The organism is Paenibacillus sp. MDV22-iso6 (assembly GCF_058408365.1).
On record NZ_JBZVDZ010000002.1, the window covers coordinates 122,554 to 137,756 of the forward strand.

A 15,203-nucleotide genomic window follows, 5' to 3' on the forward strand; every position below is an offset into this window, starting at 1 on the left:
CCTTTAGGTGAACTTGAGCCCATTATCAAGTATGACCTTACGTAACAGTCAAGGAGGAAGTTGCGATACGTTTAAGTGCATTAATCGATCCGATTCTGAGATAAGATGTAAAAAACTTTGGCTGCAATCCAGATATCTATGGAGAAAACAACCAAAGTTTTTGAACGTTTATAATCGCCTCACACACGTTATTATCCACGTTTCATTAATCCCCAAACCACATATATGAACAACGCTACCAATAGAAATGCAGGTACGAAGATAGGTTGTGCCAGGTTGCCAACGGACATTGACGTGACCTGTGAACCAACCAAACTGACCGCGCCAACCCCAACAAACAAAGCGAGATTCCACAAGGCAAAAGGGAGTAATCTTTCTACATTTCTTCGGTACCGGGTAATCATCGTGATCATCACCAGTGTGAAGAGAACGAGGAACAGCGATTCAGTGATAGACGTCCCTTTTCCCAGCTGACTCATTGACTCGATCGCTTGGTCGCTTATGGAACCACCGGAAGTCCACTGTTGTGATTGAGCTATCCGATCCGATTCCAAGGAAACATAAATGCCATAAAATAAAATCATTAGTACGAGATACATAAGCATCGCTACGTTTATACGACGTTTATCTGGTTCTTTGTTTAAAATAACGTTCATAGATTCACCTCTTAACCTGAATAGTGGGTTATCTCATGAAAATAACATTGAACCGATCTGACACCAAAAATGGATATCTTTGTAGTATAATCCATTTGGTTCCGGATCGAAACCATGCACGAAGGAGGAGTGCTATGAAAAAGAAAATGTTTTTTTTGCTACTAGTTATAGTACTCGTTACTTCAGCGGTAATTATGATATGGTTTTCTGGGTTAGAACCTCCCGCATATCAGGTGGAAAATGATAACGATACCAACTCTTCAGGCTTGTATAACAAGGCATCTTCATTACCCAATATCATTGAAATCATGAATGAAGAAGCAACCCTACAATTACCTCTTAACGACGTCCCAGAGTATAGGCGCTACCTGATGAACGAACCGGACTTCCAAACTGAAATAGATCGTACACATGTGGAAGTATTGGAGGTGCCTTCTTCGGAAACATATTCGATGCTAAAGTATGGATGTGGAACCAAAGCCTGCTCTACCCTTTTGGTGAAAATTGATGGTAGAGAGACCCATAGCTTGCCGATGCCTGAGGGCATTTTACAAGATTATAAACTTTCCTCTGACTATCAGCAGGTGTTAATTCGATATGCTTATGATGAAGGCGGTCTGGTTAAGAGACAAATCCTTGTTGCCGTGGATCTCAAAAAATTAGAAATCATCCCATATACATCAACTGATTTGGAAGAAGCATTCATGTTGAAACCAACCTGGCCCATCATCTCTTATGAATGGATAGACAATAACCATTTCACGATTGAAACAGCAGCATTAGAAACAAGTGAATATAACGTACTTAAAGACTGGTTTGATTCTAATGATCGTGAAACGAGGAAGGTAACCATTCGGTTAAATTCATTGGATTAATTTTTGTTAATCAGAAACAAATTCAAAATTGAAATTAATCGGATCTTCTGAGGATGAACAAGTAAAACTTTATGCAATTATAGAAACGGAAGATGCAATTGAAAGAGTAACTCTAGATATAAATGGGCGCACAAAAGATTTTGATTGGAGCATTTCTCATCATTCGGGAACGAAGCCGCAGTTATTTTATACTGATCTTACCGGTGATGGTAAGGAAGAGGCTGTAATAATCATTCAGACTGGTCGAGGGACAGACTTGGATAACTATGAAATTCATGTCGTTAACTCCGATAATTTATCTGAAATTAAAGTACAGCGTTATGAGGATATTGTTGCTGAGCATATTGAATCGCGTGTTTCTAAAAATGGTGATGGCACATTAGCGATTACAGTGATTTCACAAGGGCAAGTAGGTAACTTCAATTATGATTTTGATCCAGCACCAGACTACCATCAAGATGAGCTTGCTTTCGGCGGTGTGGTTATTTATACATTGGATAATCACAAAATAAAATTAAGTCTTCCAGGCTCTATTGGCATATCTCCTACATATGTGTGTGACTTCAATATCACGTATACCTTCGATAAAGCCGACAATGAATTTGTTGTTGATCAGATTAAATTTAAACCTATTAAATAAGATAAAATGTCTTCAAAAAACGCTTACAAACTTTCAATTCTACCCTACCTTTTACGAAACGAAGCTGAGATAATGGGATAGTAAACGGGCATGAGTCGTTTCCCGTATTGTTTATCATCTACGTCAAAAAAATAAATGCTGCATATCCATAGGAGGATTATCAATGAATACTCAACCACTGGAACTGATCCAATCCACTTCAGGCCAAGTGCTGCTTGCCCAAATGTATGGTCAGCAACAACTAGAAGAACAGACAGCACGTTACACAAAGCTCAATGAATCATTCGAACAGTATTTTGGCGTACAAGAGGGCAGCAAATTGTTCAGCGCGGCTGGACGTAGCGAAATTGGTGGCAACCACACGGATCATAATCATGGCAAGGTGCTCGCGGGAAGTATTACGCTGGATACGATAGCGGTGGCTGCGCCAACTACGGATTCGGTAATTACCTTTTATTCAGAAGGCTATGAACAGAAATATGTAATCGATCTCACAGATTTGGCACCGAAGGCTGAGGACGACGGCACTACGGCGTTGATCCGTGGTATGGCTGCGGGATTTGGGCAGTTCGGATACAAAGTGGGCGGCTTCCAGGCGTACATCTCCAGTAACGTGTTCTCAGCGTCCGGGCTGAGCTCGTCGGCATCGTTCGAGATGCTGATTTGTACGATTCTGAATCATTTCTACAATGATGGATCACTGGATGTGGTGGTTATGTCCAAGATTGGTCAGTATGCGGAGAACAACTATTGGAATAAACCATCCGGTCTGTTGGATCAGATGGCTTGTGCCTACGGTGGGCTGATTGCGATTGATTTTGAGAACCCGGCCGAGCCTGTGATCGAGCCTGTACAATGGGATTTCCAACAAAATGGTTACTCCTTGGTTATTGTAAACACAGGTGGGAATCACGCGGATTTGACAGAAGACTACGCTGCAGTTCCTTATGAGATGAGAGCGGTTGCTAAAGCGCTGGGCAGCGAATATGTCCAGGAAATTACGGCCGAGGCGATCTACGCCAATCTCAAACATGTACGTGAAGTAGCAGGGGATCGTGCGGTACTGCGTGCACTTCATTTCTTGGAGGAAAACAATCGGGTGGACGGTCAGGTGCAGGCCTTGCGGGAAGGGCGTTTTGCTGATTTCCTGAGTTTGATTACGGCATCCGGGAACTCTTCCTGGAAGTGGCTCCAGAATGTATATCAGAGTGGTTCGGTGAAGGAACAGGAGATTGGTATCGCACTGGCGTTAACTGAAAATTATCTGCAAAAGCTGGGGGATGGCGCTTGCCGTATACACGGCGGTGGATTTGCAGGGGTCATTCTGACGATTCTTCCCAACGAAAAGGTTGAGGAGTATATGTCCTGGATGCACGGTATGCTGAATACGCCAATTATTGTGGTTAATGTACGTGCGCAGGGTGCGGTATGTTTGAACACATTAATCGAAAACGTGGGTTAATCTTGTCGGTGTAACACACTGCGATGTTTAACCTGTATAAGTAGTATTAAACAGTACATTATAGCGGTTCTCCAGATTGACGCTAGTCATGGAGGAGGATCGCTTTTTGTTGTCTACATTAGGAGAGATAGCTCGCTCTCGACTTTTTCTGAGGGAACGGTCCGTTATTAATAACTTCAGATCAGGAGTTGGCGAAGATGATTGTGGAACGTGAGCAATCTTAAGTTCAGTTCTCTATATAATTCCAAACTTTGGACGTGTTTCCGTGTTAATTAGGTAAGGGAGGGGATGCAGAATGACGACAACCACACTGGCTGAGCAGGAAGAGGCGCGTTTGTATGACGAGTTGCGACGTACGCTGGAAGAAGTGGAAGAAGGAAAGCAGCGGCAGAAAATGTTGAAGCGTATGATCAGGCAACTCAAGTTTGCCAAATGGCGGAAAGAAAGATTTCACTGGTTTGATCAATACTTCCTGAATGTAAGGCCAGTAACACTTTGGATCATGTTAGCCACTGGGGCGCTTATGCCAGTAATGTTGTTCAGCATTTTTATATGGGTATCCTTGTGGGTGGAATGAACAATGGAAGATTAGGGTAAATACCTTTGAATGATTAGCATGTTAAAGTGAGGGCAGTGGGTATGGAGGAATTATGTGTACATTCACTGCCTAATAACTTCATTAGGCCAAAGATGCACTATAATGATTCTACTTCTTTTGGTATAAGTTCACATATATAGGGGGTGAATAATATTTTTAAAAAGCTTAAATGTTTATCTATGATATCTATACTTCTATTACTTATCCTTGGAGGATGCAATTCTATGCCCAATCAAAACAAAATCATTGAACAGGCCACAGAAATTGGTCAACAGTATTTCATAGATCAATACAATACGGAAGTTGAGTTTACAGATCATAAGTTCATGCCAAAAGATCTTAGTCACAATGTTAGTCTAAGCGGACATGTCAAAGAAGACAAAGAAACGGAAATCTCTATTCTTATTGATTATGATACGTTTGAATTCCAAACAGCCATTGTCCCCAAAGAACTGCTTAAACAAAAGAAAAAATAAATTCTAAACAATATCTTACTTCTTAGTGAGAAATGAATCGATTTATTTAAGAGGTTTGATATGATCAGGCACTGAACCTGTTTTGACTTCATAGGTATCATAATCCACCATAGCGAATACTTCTTGATCTTTGTTGCCTTTCACATATCCCGTCAATGATACCGTTTGAGATAAGTCAGCCGGAATGAATTTATGATTTGTGAATTCTACATCAATTCCATAGTTTTCTTTAAAGTAAGTGAGACTTGCTTCTTCGGCTTTTTGAAGGATGTCTTTTTGTTCACTTGACATACATCCGCTTAATACGATGAAAGCAAAAATGAACCATATAAACAAGAACGCTAATGTAAGATATTTTCTATTAGGAATATTCACTTCATTACTCCTTGCCGTACCAATGAAATGTGATGTATTATTTCTTGTCCGTTCCTTCAGGGAGAGAAAGCGTTTCTACCTTCAGAGGATCGTATTTTACAAGTACAAATACTTTTTGGTCATCGTCTCCCTTGACATGGCCATGTATTCCTACAGATTTATCGAGATCAACTGGTGAAAACTTATGATCAGTAAAATCAACCTCCAACCCATAATTATCCAATATGTATTTATGGGCAAACTGCTCTGCATCAGCAAGAATTTCTTTCTCTTGAGTAGACATACACCCTCCTAGAATAGTAAAAATTAGTCCCAAGGTTAAAAAGAAAAGTAATCTTTTTTTCAAATCATTAGCACCTCGGCTTTCATATGATGGTATAAATATACTATAGACACTTAATTTAAACCAGATTACATATAAGAATAAAAATGCATTGAATTAGGAGGTTGGTTATGCAGGATTACATCAGTGATGAACTATATCATAAAATATCGACAATTGCTTACCAAAATGACATTTCTGTGGGTACCGTTATCTCGGAAGATGCTAAATATAAAGATTGGAAAGCAGTTGAACCAGAAGGAGCCACGCTGCATAAAAAATATTCGGGCTTCGATTCAATTATCTTTCGAAATGAAGAAACAAATCAAGTTATTTTCGGTTATAGAGGTACTGAACCTGAAGGTATTATTGGAAAAGCAGCTGATATTGAGACAGATGCCTTCGATGTCGTAGGTGGCAGAACCAGAAGGCTTGAAGATGCGATAACCGATCCAGAACGTCATAATATATTTAAAAATAGTCCCTTCAAGCTTATGAAGGATAACATGGATTGGGAAAATAATCAGTTTCACCAAGCTGAGGAATTGTATGAGGCGGTGAAGGAGGCGTACCCTGATTCAGACATTTCATTGACGGGTCATTCCCTGGGTGGCGGTTTAGCTCAATATGTAGCTGCTCGTCAGGATGTGTCTGGGATGACGTATAGTGCTCCTAGTGTAACGAATCTCCTGGATGATGTCAGTTTGTCCAAGGTGAATGAGGGTCATTTTGATAACAAAATGGTTAACGTGGTTCATCCCAATGATTCTGTAGGGGCTGGGGGAATAAGTGAATATGACAGGCACGTAGGAAGTACCGTGTATAAGGGTCAGGACTTTGACACCGCTAATGCGATGTATCAGAATTGGAAATTTCAGTTTCAGTTAAAGGTTCCTTTTCAGCCTCTGGGTGCAGGCTCGCCCATGTTAGTTCATGACGTAAGAATAGGTGTGGATCTGGACAAGCTTCATGTTGGTGATATTATAAGATTTTTTGATTCATTCTCGAAGGACGAAGGCAAAGGGTATCATTCCATGGATCAATATGAGTTTGATGAGAATGGAAATCTAAAAGGACCACTAATAGACCGGAACACTGGTGAAACCATTGATATTTCTCCTAGGTGGACGGCCCATCAGGAGGCATTAGCCACCTTCTCCAATTTGATGGCAGGTATTGTTCCTCCGTTGATCGCAGCAGCTACAGGAATTGTTAGTGGTAAAGGCGGGGGCAAGATTCAATTAACACCGGAAGAGTTAGCGCAGGCTGCTAGGGAGATGAGGCTAAGTTTAAGTGGCTTCTCGAATGATGCCCAGGCTTCGATTCAGATGTTTCAGACACATATATCTACCAGCGAAAGTCAGTCCTTTACACCCATCGCCTATAACGCAACAGCAACGTTACAAGCAATCAATCGTTGGTATCAGGAATCCATCAGCGAAATTGCTGAATATATTGAACGTAAAAGAGAAGATTTTGTAATCGCAGACCAAAACTAATGCATTTCTACATAGAAGGACTAACAGGAGGAAATGAGAAATGGGCAGAATATCCGTATCCTTGTCTGATTTAAGAAGGGCTGTTCAGCAATGTGAGCAGTTGCAGCAACGGCTCATGCAGCAGGAACAGAAAATGCGCTCCATTCATGGCCGATTGAAGCAAGACTGGATCGGTACATCTGCAACAGAGCTGACACATAAGATGCAGTCATTTATGGATGGGGCATCTGCAAAGCTGAATGAACTCGAAGCTCATAAAGAAGAACTGATGCGATATATTCGTAAAATGGAGGAAGCGGACAGAGAAGATCGCAGGGATCGCAGCAGGGTACAGTAATACCTCTTTACAAGAAAATAGTTAGATAGGAATGAACCTTCCCACCTAACTATTATGCTTTGTTTTTTTATACAGTGGGGCAATGCTATCCGAGTAGCCGATACAGATTAATGTGTGGCAGACTTAGCCTTGTTTAAAGTCTGAATTTTCTCTAGCATATACTGGTGATACTCGCGAAAACTGCTGATGTGATGCAATGAATCGGAATTCTCAGACTGGATCTTAATTTTACCGTCCTGAGGCAGTTTTTTCATCTCAGCAACCACTTCTTTCGAGCCTTGAATATCTCCAGCCATCTCCTGAATTCGTTGTAATAACGTTGGATGGCCCTCATGTTGCAGCATTTCAGCGAGAGGTCTCATTTCCTCCAGCTTCTGGGTGGATCGTTCAAGGGTGGTCATTACTTTGTCTTCATCCATGCTCGCATTTAGCGAAACCATGCGATGAATATGATCCTTTTCCATCCGTTCCAGCGCTTCAAGATGGGAAGCCTCCAGTCGTTTGGGATCGCTCCAGCTCTCGGTTTGAACAGTATCGTTCTGCTGCGAAGCATGGTTCATATTGGCATTGCCACAGCCCCATAACAGAGTCGAGCAAGTTAACACCGTTCCAACGGCGATGATGCTTTTTAACCTCATGTTGTCACTCCTTATATAATTTCCTTATGGTAGTATGAACCGTAAATTGGTAATTATGCATGCAAACCAATGGATCAAAAGGTCCAACTTTTTAGGATAAGTATTGTTTATAAAGTAAAAGGGTTGCTTGTTACAAAGGGGGAATCTCATGAAACTGTACACCAACAGCATCTGGCGATGGAGCACGACACTGTTGTATCCACTGCTAATTTTTTTAGATAGGAGTTGGACGGGGCAGCCCCATCCATGGTTCGCGTTAACCATTGCCATTGTGTTTTGTTTTCTATGGAGTGGGGTGAAGGAGTTATTCATCTCTACCGGACTGACCTGGTTTGTTGCCATCCCGTGCTGGTGGTACTTCATTGAACTTCCCAAACCATCGTTTGGCGCAGAGAATTTTGCTGCTCATCTGGTACTGATTGTGCCGCTTTTTATATTTGTGGTGCTACTGCCACAGACCCTGATTTTGACCACACGTATGCGAATAATGGAGTACTATAGGCAGAATGGAAAATAGTCTGATAGACGGTCGCTGCATAGGGTAAATACGATAATTTAACATCATTAATGACTTCCTAACCTGTATGGTTGGAGGTCTTTTTATTAATCAGCAAGGAATAAACTATTTATATTTCCATATCCATCCTGTAAAATCTTCTGATAAAGGTTTTTCACGTTGGGCGAATACGTTCATGCAATCAGGAGGGCATATGAGCAAGAGGAAAAATGAGAAGTTATACAATTATTTATTATTATTTTTGATTTTGTATGGAGTTACTTTGTTCATTTGGCCTATGGCTCTTTTTGGACTTGGTATGTCCTTATCGGCACCGTATCCACACACATATGATACTTCCCGTGATCTATTGGTTAAAATTCTTTTCACCTATCCTTTAGGTGTATTATTCGCAATTTTTTATTGTGGGATCAGTTACGAGAATGGGCGATATAAAGCCCCTTACTGGGTTGTTCATGTTCCATTACTTTGGCCTGTTTCATGGATCGTAGTTGAATATGTAGGATTAAAATTTAGCTTTTAAAGAAAAGAAGGTTGCATTTGCATACATCCCTGGACAACAAAGATTAGATGATCTGACGAATGTTATGAAACGTTTCAACCCCTACACAAAGTAATCGCAGCATCAACCAAAAAATCCCCTTATCCGTTTCATACGGTAGGGGATTTTCTGTGGCTACACTTTCCTACGGAATTTTCCCGTATATGGAATGGTAATATGAATGTCCAGCTTCTGAATGGAATCTTCCGTCAGGATCATCTTTGTACCGTTGTTGGACAGCTTGCGCCACAGGCTTGGATTTTTGCGATAAACCTTCTCCTGAAGTCCATAGACATCGACCCCACGCTTTAGACCTTCACGATACGTTTGCAAGATTTGCTCCCGCAATGTCTTCTCGCTGAATCGGACCATCTCGTCATAGGAAACAGGGGTGAGATATTCATACAAGGCGGTCAGGTATTTGGCATCGATGTTGAAATGAACCTCATTCCCACGAATGACGGGTACAATTTTGACGTTGGGCAAACCAACGCTGAGCGCGCCATAGATGGTTCCTTCGTTTTCAATGATCAATGGCGCACGCCGCATATCCTTAAGTAACCAGTGAAATCCAGGAAGCTTGCTATGGGGCAAATATTCAAAGTCATCCCCGGTTCTTTCAAAAAAAGCACCGTCAATCATAAACAGCTCATAATTCTTTTTGTTCTGCGACCAGTGCTCCTTGTTCAAGGTGATGCAAGGCAGATAAGTTGTCGTGGACGCATTGTTATGGGTGGCAATGAGTTTGAAACTGAGCACCGGAGGAAACAGCGATTCTTCCAGGAACGAGGGAAGAGGGTTATGCAGAATGCTATCCAGCGGCGACAAATTGTATATGGACGTGGCACTCAGAATATTTTCCAGTGGATCGCGAGTGCCGTATACCCAGGTTGTGTAACGTGATTCCGGAAAACGTCCAAGCATGTCAAACACTTCCTTAATATGCTTGCTTGTCAGGATACTTTCGGCCATGACAATGGCCGTCACATGGCCCCAGGCGATATGCAGCTGGGAACTTCGGAACAGTTCGTTTACCGCCAGATTCAATGTTTTCCCCGAAGCATGTCCAACCCATACAGGTGGAGCTTCCGCAGTTTTGGTTGAACTTTCGCTTTTGGCTACACTGGTAAAGTCCATGCTCTGAACATACATATGGTACAACCCGTCTTTGTAATCGATCCCGATCGCTTTGGCATAATCCACCTGTTGGATCTCATATGCACTCCAGCACCCGCTGGTCACGAAACAAAGAGAGAGACTTAGCAGCCCTAGCAACCATCGTTGTATAAGCCGCTTCATCGCTCATTCCCTTCTTTACGCGGCTCCTGCGTTTCCAGATAGACAGGTCTACGTTTCATCCATCCTTTCGGAAGTTTGAACAAGGAGGCGAGTGCCTGTTTGAAATTAAGCGGACTGAGCGGCGTCAGATAAGGAATACCGAACGATTTCAGATCGGTCAGATAGATCAGGAACAGGATAATGGACAGAATGAACCCATATATGCCAAGGGATGCCCCCAGTACAAAACAGAAAAAACGCAGAATCAGAACAGAACTGGTCATGACCTGATTCACAATCGTTGCGCCGGCCACTACGGTTACGGCAATGACAACAATCATGAGCGGGGAAACCATGCCTGCACGGATGGCCGAATCCCCAATAATCAATCCGCCAACAACTGTCAGCGTCTGACCAATGGCGCTGGGAAGCCTCACCCCTGCTTCCCGGAACAGCTCCATTAGAAGCATAATGAGAAACATTTCCACACCAGACTCCATAGGAAGACCCATGCGCCCAACTGAGATCGTAGCTACAAGCGGAAAGGGTAGCTGGTCCATGTGAAAAGAAGTCAGCGCAATATAGAAACCAGGCAAGAATACGGTTATTAATAGCCCGATAAAACGCAGCATGCGGCCCACATTCACCGGAAGAAACGGGAAGCTGGCATCCTCGGGTGATTTGAGAAGCAGAAACAAATTAACGGGTCCGATGATGACACTGGGATTACCATCCACGATAATGACGAAACGTCCGTTCAGCAGACATTCCGCCGCAAAATCAGGTCTGCCCGTGTAATGGGTTACCGGAAACAATGTGACTTTGGAAGGGGACAATAATTCCTCCAGTTCATTGGCGGTCATAATGCGCTCTATGTCGATTTTGCGCAGCTGATTCTTGACATCATCAATCAGTTCGGGATTGGCAATGTCCTTAATATACATCAGGGCGACTTTGGTCACGGAGCGAGAACCGATTAATTCAATGTTACAGGCTAATTCAGCTGTACGCAGGCGTGTACGAATTAAGGCAATATTGACTGACAGACGTTCGATAAAGCCATCTCGTGACCCGCGGATCGATACTTCTGTAGTGGATTCATCCGGCGATCGTGTAGGTATGTTGGATATATCCATACTCCACATCTTCTGGATAGAAGGAATGCAGATGAGCATATGTCCCTCAAACACCCGCAGGGACATGAGTTCCTTTCCCAGTGGGTTGTTCTGTATGTCTATACTTGTCCATTGCAGAGTAATGGACTTCTCGATATCCGATGCACGAACAAAGTGAGTGCTCTCGTACGTTCGCGTCAATTCGGGAAGAATAATATCATAGATGGATTTGCTGTCGACCATACCGCTGCAATACACAATGACAATCTGCTGCGGAGACTCCCCAATCATATGGCTGCTGATGATCACATCGTCTGAACCTGCAAAAAACGTCGTCAGATTATGCTCATTGATTCGGAATGGTTCAGCCAGATGGGGGTTCTTCTTTGGTGTGGTTGTGAGCGGCATGAGCGGGAGCCTCCTTATCTTTTTTGTGTATGAATGCGGCGAGGGTCAACAGGACTGTTACCGTGGATACATAGGCGAGCATCACGGGAAATTGAATATGGTTTACATAATAGTCAACGTAATCAATTCTCCACCACTGTACAGCTATGGCGCACATGATGAAGGTGACAATTAGAACGGCAACGTACCTTTTCTTAGGTCTGCGAAAATCGAGCAGGTCCACAATAAGATAGATGGAGATCGCCACTCTGGCAAATGAACCACTTAGCCATTGATAGATGGACAAGAAGTCCACGTGCTGGAGCAATTTCCCTATATTCACCAGCTTCCATTGCTCATAGGGGCTATTTCGTTGTTTCGCAGCTTCCTCCGGACCGAACTCAACGATGGCTCCCAGCGTTGGACCAATCGCCATACTGAGCATGAATAACCCGAGCAGCAGAAGATGCCACCAGCGAATTTTACTTTTGATATCGTGTTGGAACAGCATCAATATCCAGATTTCCATCAGTCCGGCAAGCGAATAGATCATGCCCCTCAGGACAGGACCGGCACCGTATTCCATGATGGGAAACAACTGACCATAGTCCTTGTATTTCATGTTGGCTGACATCACGAAATATCCAAGCAGGATCACGAATGGAAGTAGCAGACTTGAAGTCATGGCAATGGAACGAATACCTTTGGCAGCCGCCCAGGCAGCAACCAGAGCACCCACGCCTGCGAGCACATAGGGTGGGGTGAATTGAAGATAGGTAGATACCGTCCAGTTCGTTGTTTCATATAAGGTATGTGAGCCGAGTGCAAGCAGCATGAGTGAGGCAGTAATACGGAATATCCATGAAGGAATTGCGCCAAATTCCCGCGTGATCCAGTCAGTTAAGCGCTGTCCGCGTACCCGTCGGATAATAACGAACATCATACATAGAAATAACAAAAAGAAGGGAGCAGCAGCGACTACCGATAGCCAGCCATCTCTGCCTGCATAATCCAGAATTGCTGGAATGGACAGAACATGGCACACGAGGCCTGCACTTAACAAAATGATGGAAAAGGACAGCCATATCGTGATTTCTCCCTTTTCACGGCTCATGGGAATCCTCCTTTCCGTTCAAGGAAGTTTCCGTTAGGTTGTACAGGAAATGGATTTTCGATTCCTATTTTATTTTTTTGAACAATAGAAGACGAAACAAGATAGACGGAAGAGACAGAAAGCATTAACATACAGATATAGCAAGTTTAGAAGACAAGCTCCAAGCGAAGTATAGAGAAATAGGAGGAAACCTACGATGACAAATACAACGAAGGCACCTGGAGAGACGAAAGTTGGCTTTATCGGTACAGGCGTTATGGGCAAAAGCATGGCAGGGCATATCCAGCAGGCAGGCTATCCGCTGCATGTCTATACGCGCACGGCCGCCAAAGCGGAAGCGTTGGTGAAGGAAGGTGCCGTATGGCATGACACACCAGGCAAACTGGCAGCCGAGTGTGATGTCATCATCACGATGGTGGGGTATCCGAAGGATGTCGAGGAGATTTATCTTGGTGAGGATGGTCTCGTGGCAAACGCCAAACTGGGCTCGTACCTGATTGACATGACCACATCCAGTCCACTGCTGGCTGAACGGATCTATGAAGCCGCGGAGGCTAATGGACTGCATACATTGGATGCACCGGTTTCCGGTGGGGATATCGGAGCACGGGATGCCAAACTGTCCATTATGGTAGGTGGTAGTACGGAGGCCTTTGAAGTGGTTCGTCCGTTGTTCGAGCAAATGGGCACCAATATTGTGCTGCAAGGCAAGGCCGGAGCAGGACAGCATACCAAAATGTGCAACCAGATCGCCATTGCTTCAGGCATGATGGGTGTTTGCGAGGCACTCGCTTATGCCAAGACATCCGGTCTGGACGCGGAGAATGTGCTGAAGAGCATCGCTACCGGTGCAGCCGGAAGCTGGTCACTTAGCAATCTCGGTCCGCGCATGATCGCAGGCGATTATGAGCCTGGATTCTATGTGAAACATTTTATCAAAGACATGGGTATCGCTCTCGAATCTGCCAAAGCCATGGGTATGAAGACGCCAGGGCTGGCCTTGGCTGAATCCTTGTATCAGGAAATATCCAGCAACGGTCTGGATGAGAAGGGTACACAGGTGCTTTACACATATTATTTACAGGCTTAATCCTAACAAACAAGACAACAGCGTGTTCTTTTTCTTCAATAGAAAGGAATGCGCTGTTTTTATAAAAATTCTCCTTCCCGTATGCGTCTAAAGTCACAGTATTGGTTAAATATTGGTATATACTTTAGTTGAACAATGGATTTTTGGTCCTCTTCCCTTTATTTTTGCCCCTCTTTATCCGACATAAGTAATAGAAGTATACATAATGGATGTGCGAAACCCACACTACATAGAACGGAGCTTGCCCATGTTCAAAAAAATCCTGTCTCTGTTCAAGTCACAGCCAGAGCTCGCGAACCAGATCACAGCTTCCGCTTCATCTTTACCGTCAACGGCTCCCATTCCCACGCGTATGGTACGCAGTAGACGCAAAAAAACGAAATCAGATGGAGATTGGACCCGTCAGCCAGAGGAACCAAGCACTGCCCAGCAGCTGCATGCTCTTCCGGGTGAATACAAAGTGCTGAACGACTTGCTTGTTGCCAATACCAAGTCCCGCTCGGGTTACTCATCGATTGATCATGTCGTCATCGGTCCGCGGGGTATCTTCGTGATTGAGACACGAAACCTGACGACGGGTGAGATTCGTGGTGGTCGAAGAGAGGCCAACTGGACAGTCAGCAGCAGCCGAATCAAGATGTACAACCCATTGATGCAGCACCGAGGGCATGTGGAGGCCATTCAGGCACACCTCGGCGATTATAAAAGGGTTCGTCTCGTCTCCATGGTGACCTTCACCAATCGCTGCCGGATCAGTGTTGATCCCGCTGTGAGATATGTCAATTCGGATGAACTGATTATCTATGATCATGAATTGGTGGAGACCATTCTGCGCAAAACGGAAAGGCTTGAGACCGAAGTCCCCGAAACGTTGTATAAAGAACAGGATATTCAGGCGATCTACAACATGCTGTCCGCAGTCAATTCCACGGATCCCCAGATTCGGGCTGATCATATGGAGAAGGCGAAAGGCATTAAATAAGAGGAATCTGAATCTGTGGCAACATCCATGCGCGATGAATTGAAACGAATAATGCAACATAGCCAGTCAGACTTATCAACACGGTTGTCCTTCATGGATGACCGTGTTTTTTTGTTCTCTCCGTAAGTGAGAATAGGACAGGCAGAAATGTAGCATGAGCATGAGCATGCAGGCACATTGTCTTATACACCCAGTATTTAACTTATGATAAAATAAAGACCAGATTTCATAGTGATCTATCTATGTTATCCGAAAGGATATTTATGGAGTGAACTGTTCATGGATTGAAGTAGAGGTGGAT

The 15,203-nt window shown here is 43.6% G+C and carries 18 protein-coding genes; 11 read left to right on the forward strand and 7 right to left on the reverse strand.

All coding sequences use genetic code 11. The annotated features are described in order from the left end of the window. Positions 1 to 191: 191 nt before the first annotated feature. Complete coding sequence (locus AC4PM4_RS06805) at positions 192 to 656, reverse strand: hypothetical protein (protein WP_072735102.1); 465 nt, start codon at positions 654 to 656, stop codon at positions 192 to 194. A 134-nt stretch (positions 657 to 790) separates the two neighbouring features. On the opposite strand from AC4PM4_RS06805, the gene AC4PM4_RS06810 reads away from it, so the two are divergent. The 5 genes from AC4PM4_RS06810 (at position 791) to AC4PM4_RS06830 (ending at position 4,707) form a co-directional block, all read left to right on the forward strand. Then, a complete protein-coding gene (locus tag AC4PM4_RS06810) occupies positions 791 to 1,531 on the forward strand; it encodes a hypothetical protein (RefSeq protein WP_072735103.1) in 741 nt (246 codons plus the stop codon). Between the two features lie 28 nt (positions 1,532 to 1,559). Next, the gene (locus tag AC4PM4_RS06815; RefSeq protein ID WP_491613178.1) at positions 1,560 to 2,171 is read left to right on the forward strand and encodes a hypothetical protein; all 612 of its coding nucleotides are present in this window, start codon (positions 1,560 to 1,562) and stop codon (positions 2,169 to 2,171) included. A 163-nt stretch (positions 2,172 to 2,334) separates the two neighbouring features. Next, entirely contained in the window at positions 2,335 to 3,633 is a 1,299-nt protein-coding gene (locus AC4PM4_RS06820; protein ID WP_491613179.1) for a galactokinase, read from the forward strand. Positions 3,634 to 3,928: 295 nt separating this feature from the next. Beyond that, positions 3,929 to 4,210 (forward strand): hypothetical protein, encoded by a 282-nt coding sequence (locus AC4PM4_RS06825; RefSeq protein ID WP_099855497.1) that lies wholly within the window; start codon positions 3,929 to 3,931, stop codon positions 4,208 to 4,210. Positions 4,211 to 4,455: 245 nt separating this feature from the next. After that, entirely contained in the window at positions 4,456 to 4,707 is a 252-nt protein-coding gene (locus tag AC4PM4_RS06830) for a hypothetical protein (RefSeq protein WP_274569732.1), read from the forward strand. A 42-nt stretch (positions 4,708 to 4,749) separates the two neighbouring features. On the opposite strand, the gene AC4PM4_RS06835 is transcribed toward AC4PM4_RS06830, so the two are convergent. After that, positions 4,750 to 5,082: a DUF1433 domain-containing protein gene (locus AC4PM4_RS06835; RefSeq protein ID WP_274569733.1), complete on the reverse strand. Its 333-nt coding sequence runs from the start codon at positions 5,080 to 5,082 to the stop codon at positions 4,750 to 4,752. Positions 5,083 to 5,119: 37 nt separating this feature from the next. After that, the gene (locus AC4PM4_RS06840; protein WP_072735106.1) at positions 5,120 to 5,365 is read right to left on the reverse strand and encodes a hypothetical protein; all 246 of its coding nucleotides are present in this window, start codon (positions 5,363 to 5,365) and stop codon (positions 5,120 to 5,122) included. A gap of 170 nt (positions 5,366 to 5,535) precedes the next feature. Between AC4PM4_RS06840 and AC4PM4_RS06845 the strand changes: the two genes are divergently transcribed. Beyond that, the gene (locus tag AC4PM4_RS06845; protein WP_491613180.1) at positions 5,536 to 6,903 is read left to right on the forward strand and encodes a lipase family protein; all 1,368 of its coding nucleotides are present in this window, start codon (positions 5,536 to 5,538) and stop codon (positions 6,901 to 6,903) included. A 40-nt stretch (positions 6,904 to 6,943) separates the two neighbouring features. Then, positions 6,944 to 7,240, forward strand: a complete 297-nt coding sequence (locus AC4PM4_RS06850; protein ID WP_063565971.1) for a WXG100 family type VII secretion target — start codon at positions 6,944 to 6,946, stop codon at positions 7,238 to 7,240. 107 nt (positions 7,241 to 7,347) lie between these two features. Here the strand turns inward: AC4PM4_RS06850 and AC4PM4_RS06855 are convergent, their stop codons facing one another. After that, positions 7,348 to 7,878 (reverse strand): hypothetical protein, encoded by a 531-nt coding sequence (locus AC4PM4_RS06855; RefSeq protein WP_491613181.1) that lies wholly within the window; start codon positions 7,876 to 7,878, stop codon positions 7,348 to 7,350. A 148-nt stretch (positions 7,879 to 8,026) separates the two neighbouring features. Here AC4PM4_RS06855 and AC4PM4_RS06860 point away from each other — a divergent pair, with 148 nt between their 5' ends. Both AC4PM4_RS06860 and AC4PM4_RS06865 read left to right on the forward strand, forming a co-directional pair. Continuing rightward, complete coding sequence (locus AC4PM4_RS06860) at positions 8,027 to 8,395, forward strand: hypothetical protein (RefSeq protein ID WP_099855503.1); 369 nt, start codon at positions 8,027 to 8,029, stop codon at positions 8,393 to 8,395. Positions 8,396 to 8,588: 193 nt separating this feature from the next. Then, positions 8,589 to 8,918, forward strand: a complete 330-nt coding sequence (locus tag AC4PM4_RS06865; RefSeq protein WP_491613182.1) for a hypothetical protein — start codon at positions 8,589 to 8,591, stop codon at positions 8,916 to 8,918. A gap of 153 nt (positions 8,919 to 9,071) precedes the next feature. Here the strand turns inward: AC4PM4_RS06865 and AC4PM4_RS06870 are convergent, their stop codons facing one another. From AC4PM4_RS06870 to AC4PM4_RS06880, 3 genes are read right to left on the reverse strand one after another with little or no spacing between them, the layout of a single operon-like run. Continuing rightward, complete coding sequence (locus AC4PM4_RS06870) at positions 9,072 to 10,235, reverse strand: Ger(x)C family spore germination protein (protein ID WP_064640472.1); 1,164 nt, start codon at positions 10,233 to 10,235, stop codon at positions 9,072 to 9,074. After that, positions 10,232 to 11,737, reverse strand: coding sequence for a spore germination protein (locus tag AC4PM4_RS06875; protein ID WP_269053486.1), 1,506 nt, complete (start codon positions 11,735 to 11,737; stop codon positions 10,232 to 10,234). Before AC4PM4_RS06875 ends, AC4PM4_RS06870 begins: the two co-directional genes overlap by 4 nt. After that, entirely contained in the window at positions 11,694 to 12,830 is a 1,137-nt protein-coding gene (locus AC4PM4_RS06880) for a GerAB/ArcD/ProY family transporter (RefSeq protein ID WP_400347348.1), read from the reverse strand. Before AC4PM4_RS06880 ends, AC4PM4_RS06875 begins: the two co-directional genes overlap by 44 nt. Before the next feature lie 196 nt (positions 12,831 to 13,026). Here AC4PM4_RS06880 and AC4PM4_RS06885 point away from each other — a divergent pair, with 196 nt between their 5' ends. Both AC4PM4_RS06885 and AC4PM4_RS06890 read left to right on the forward strand, forming a co-directional pair. After that, entirely contained in the window at positions 13,027 to 13,920 is an 894-nt protein-coding gene (locus tag AC4PM4_RS06885; protein WP_063565964.1) for an NAD(P)-dependent oxidoreductase, read from the forward strand. 247 nt (positions 13,921 to 14,167) lie between these two features. Then, positions 14,168 to 14,902, forward strand: a complete 735-nt coding sequence (locus AC4PM4_RS06890) for a nuclease-related domain-containing protein (protein ID WP_063565963.1) — start codon at positions 14,168 to 14,170, stop codon at positions 14,900 to 14,902. Positions 14,903 to 15,203: the final 301 nt, after the last annotated feature.

Coding starts and splice junctions, on each gene's coding strand:
- AC4PM4_RS06805 (WP_072735102.1), bottom strand. CDS start 656: ATGAACGTTATTTTAAACAAAGAACCAGATAAACGTCGTATAAACGTA.
- AC4PM4_RS06810 (WP_072735103.1), top strand. CDS start 791: ATGAAAAAGAAAATGTTTTTTTTGCTACTAGTTATAGTACTCGTTACT.
- AC4PM4_RS06820 (WP_491613179.1), top strand. CDS start 2,335: ATGAATACTCAACCACTGGAACTGATCCAATCCACTTCAGGCCAAGTG.
- AC4PM4_RS06825 (WP_099855497.1), top strand. CDS start 3,929: ATGACGACAACCACACTGGCTGAGCAGGAAGAGGCGCGTTTGTATGAC.
- AC4PM4_RS06830 (WP_274569732.1), top strand. CDS start 4,456: ATGCCCAATCAAAACAAAATCATTGAACAGGCCACAGAAATTGGTCAA.
- AC4PM4_RS06840 (WP_072735106.1), bottom strand. CDS start 5,365: ATGTCTACTCAAGAGAAAGAAATTCTTGCTGATGCAGAGCAGTTTGCC.
- AC4PM4_RS06845 (WP_491613180.1), top strand. CDS start 5,536: ATGCAGGATTACATCAGTGATGAACTATATCATAAAATATCGACAATT.
- AC4PM4_RS06850 (WP_063565971.1), top strand. CDS start 6,944: ATGGGCAGAATATCCGTATCCTTGTCTGATTTAAGAAGGGCTGTTCAG.
- AC4PM4_RS06855 (WP_491613181.1), bottom strand. CDS start 7,878: ATGAGGTTAAAAAGCATCATCGCCGTTGGAACGGTGTTAACTTGCTCG.
- AC4PM4_RS06860 (WP_099855503.1), top strand. CDS start 8,027: ATGAAACTGTACACCAACAGCATCTGGCGATGGAGCACGACACTGTTG.
- AC4PM4_RS06865 (WP_491613182.1), top strand. CDS start 8,589: ATGAGCAAGAGGAAAAATGAGAAGTTATACAATTATTTATTATTATTT.
- AC4PM4_RS06870 (WP_064640472.1), bottom strand. CDS start 10,235: ATGAAGCGGCTTATACAACGATGGTTGCTAGGGCTGCTAAGTCTCTCT.
- AC4PM4_RS06875 (WP_269053486.1), bottom strand. CDS start 11,737: ATGCCGCTCACAACCACACCAAAGAAGAACCCCCATCTGGCTGAACCA.
- AC4PM4_RS06880 (WP_400347348.1), bottom strand. CDS start 12,830: ATGAGCCGTGAAAAGGGAGAAATCACGATATGGCTGTCCTTTTCCATC.
- AC4PM4_RS06885 (WP_063565964.1), top strand. CDS start 13,027: ATGACAAATACAACGAAGGCACCTGGAGAGACGAAAGTTGGCTTTATC.
- AC4PM4_RS06890 (WP_063565963.1), top strand. CDS start 14,168: ATGTTCAAAAAAATCCTGTCTCTGTTCAAGTCACAGCCAGAGCTCGCG.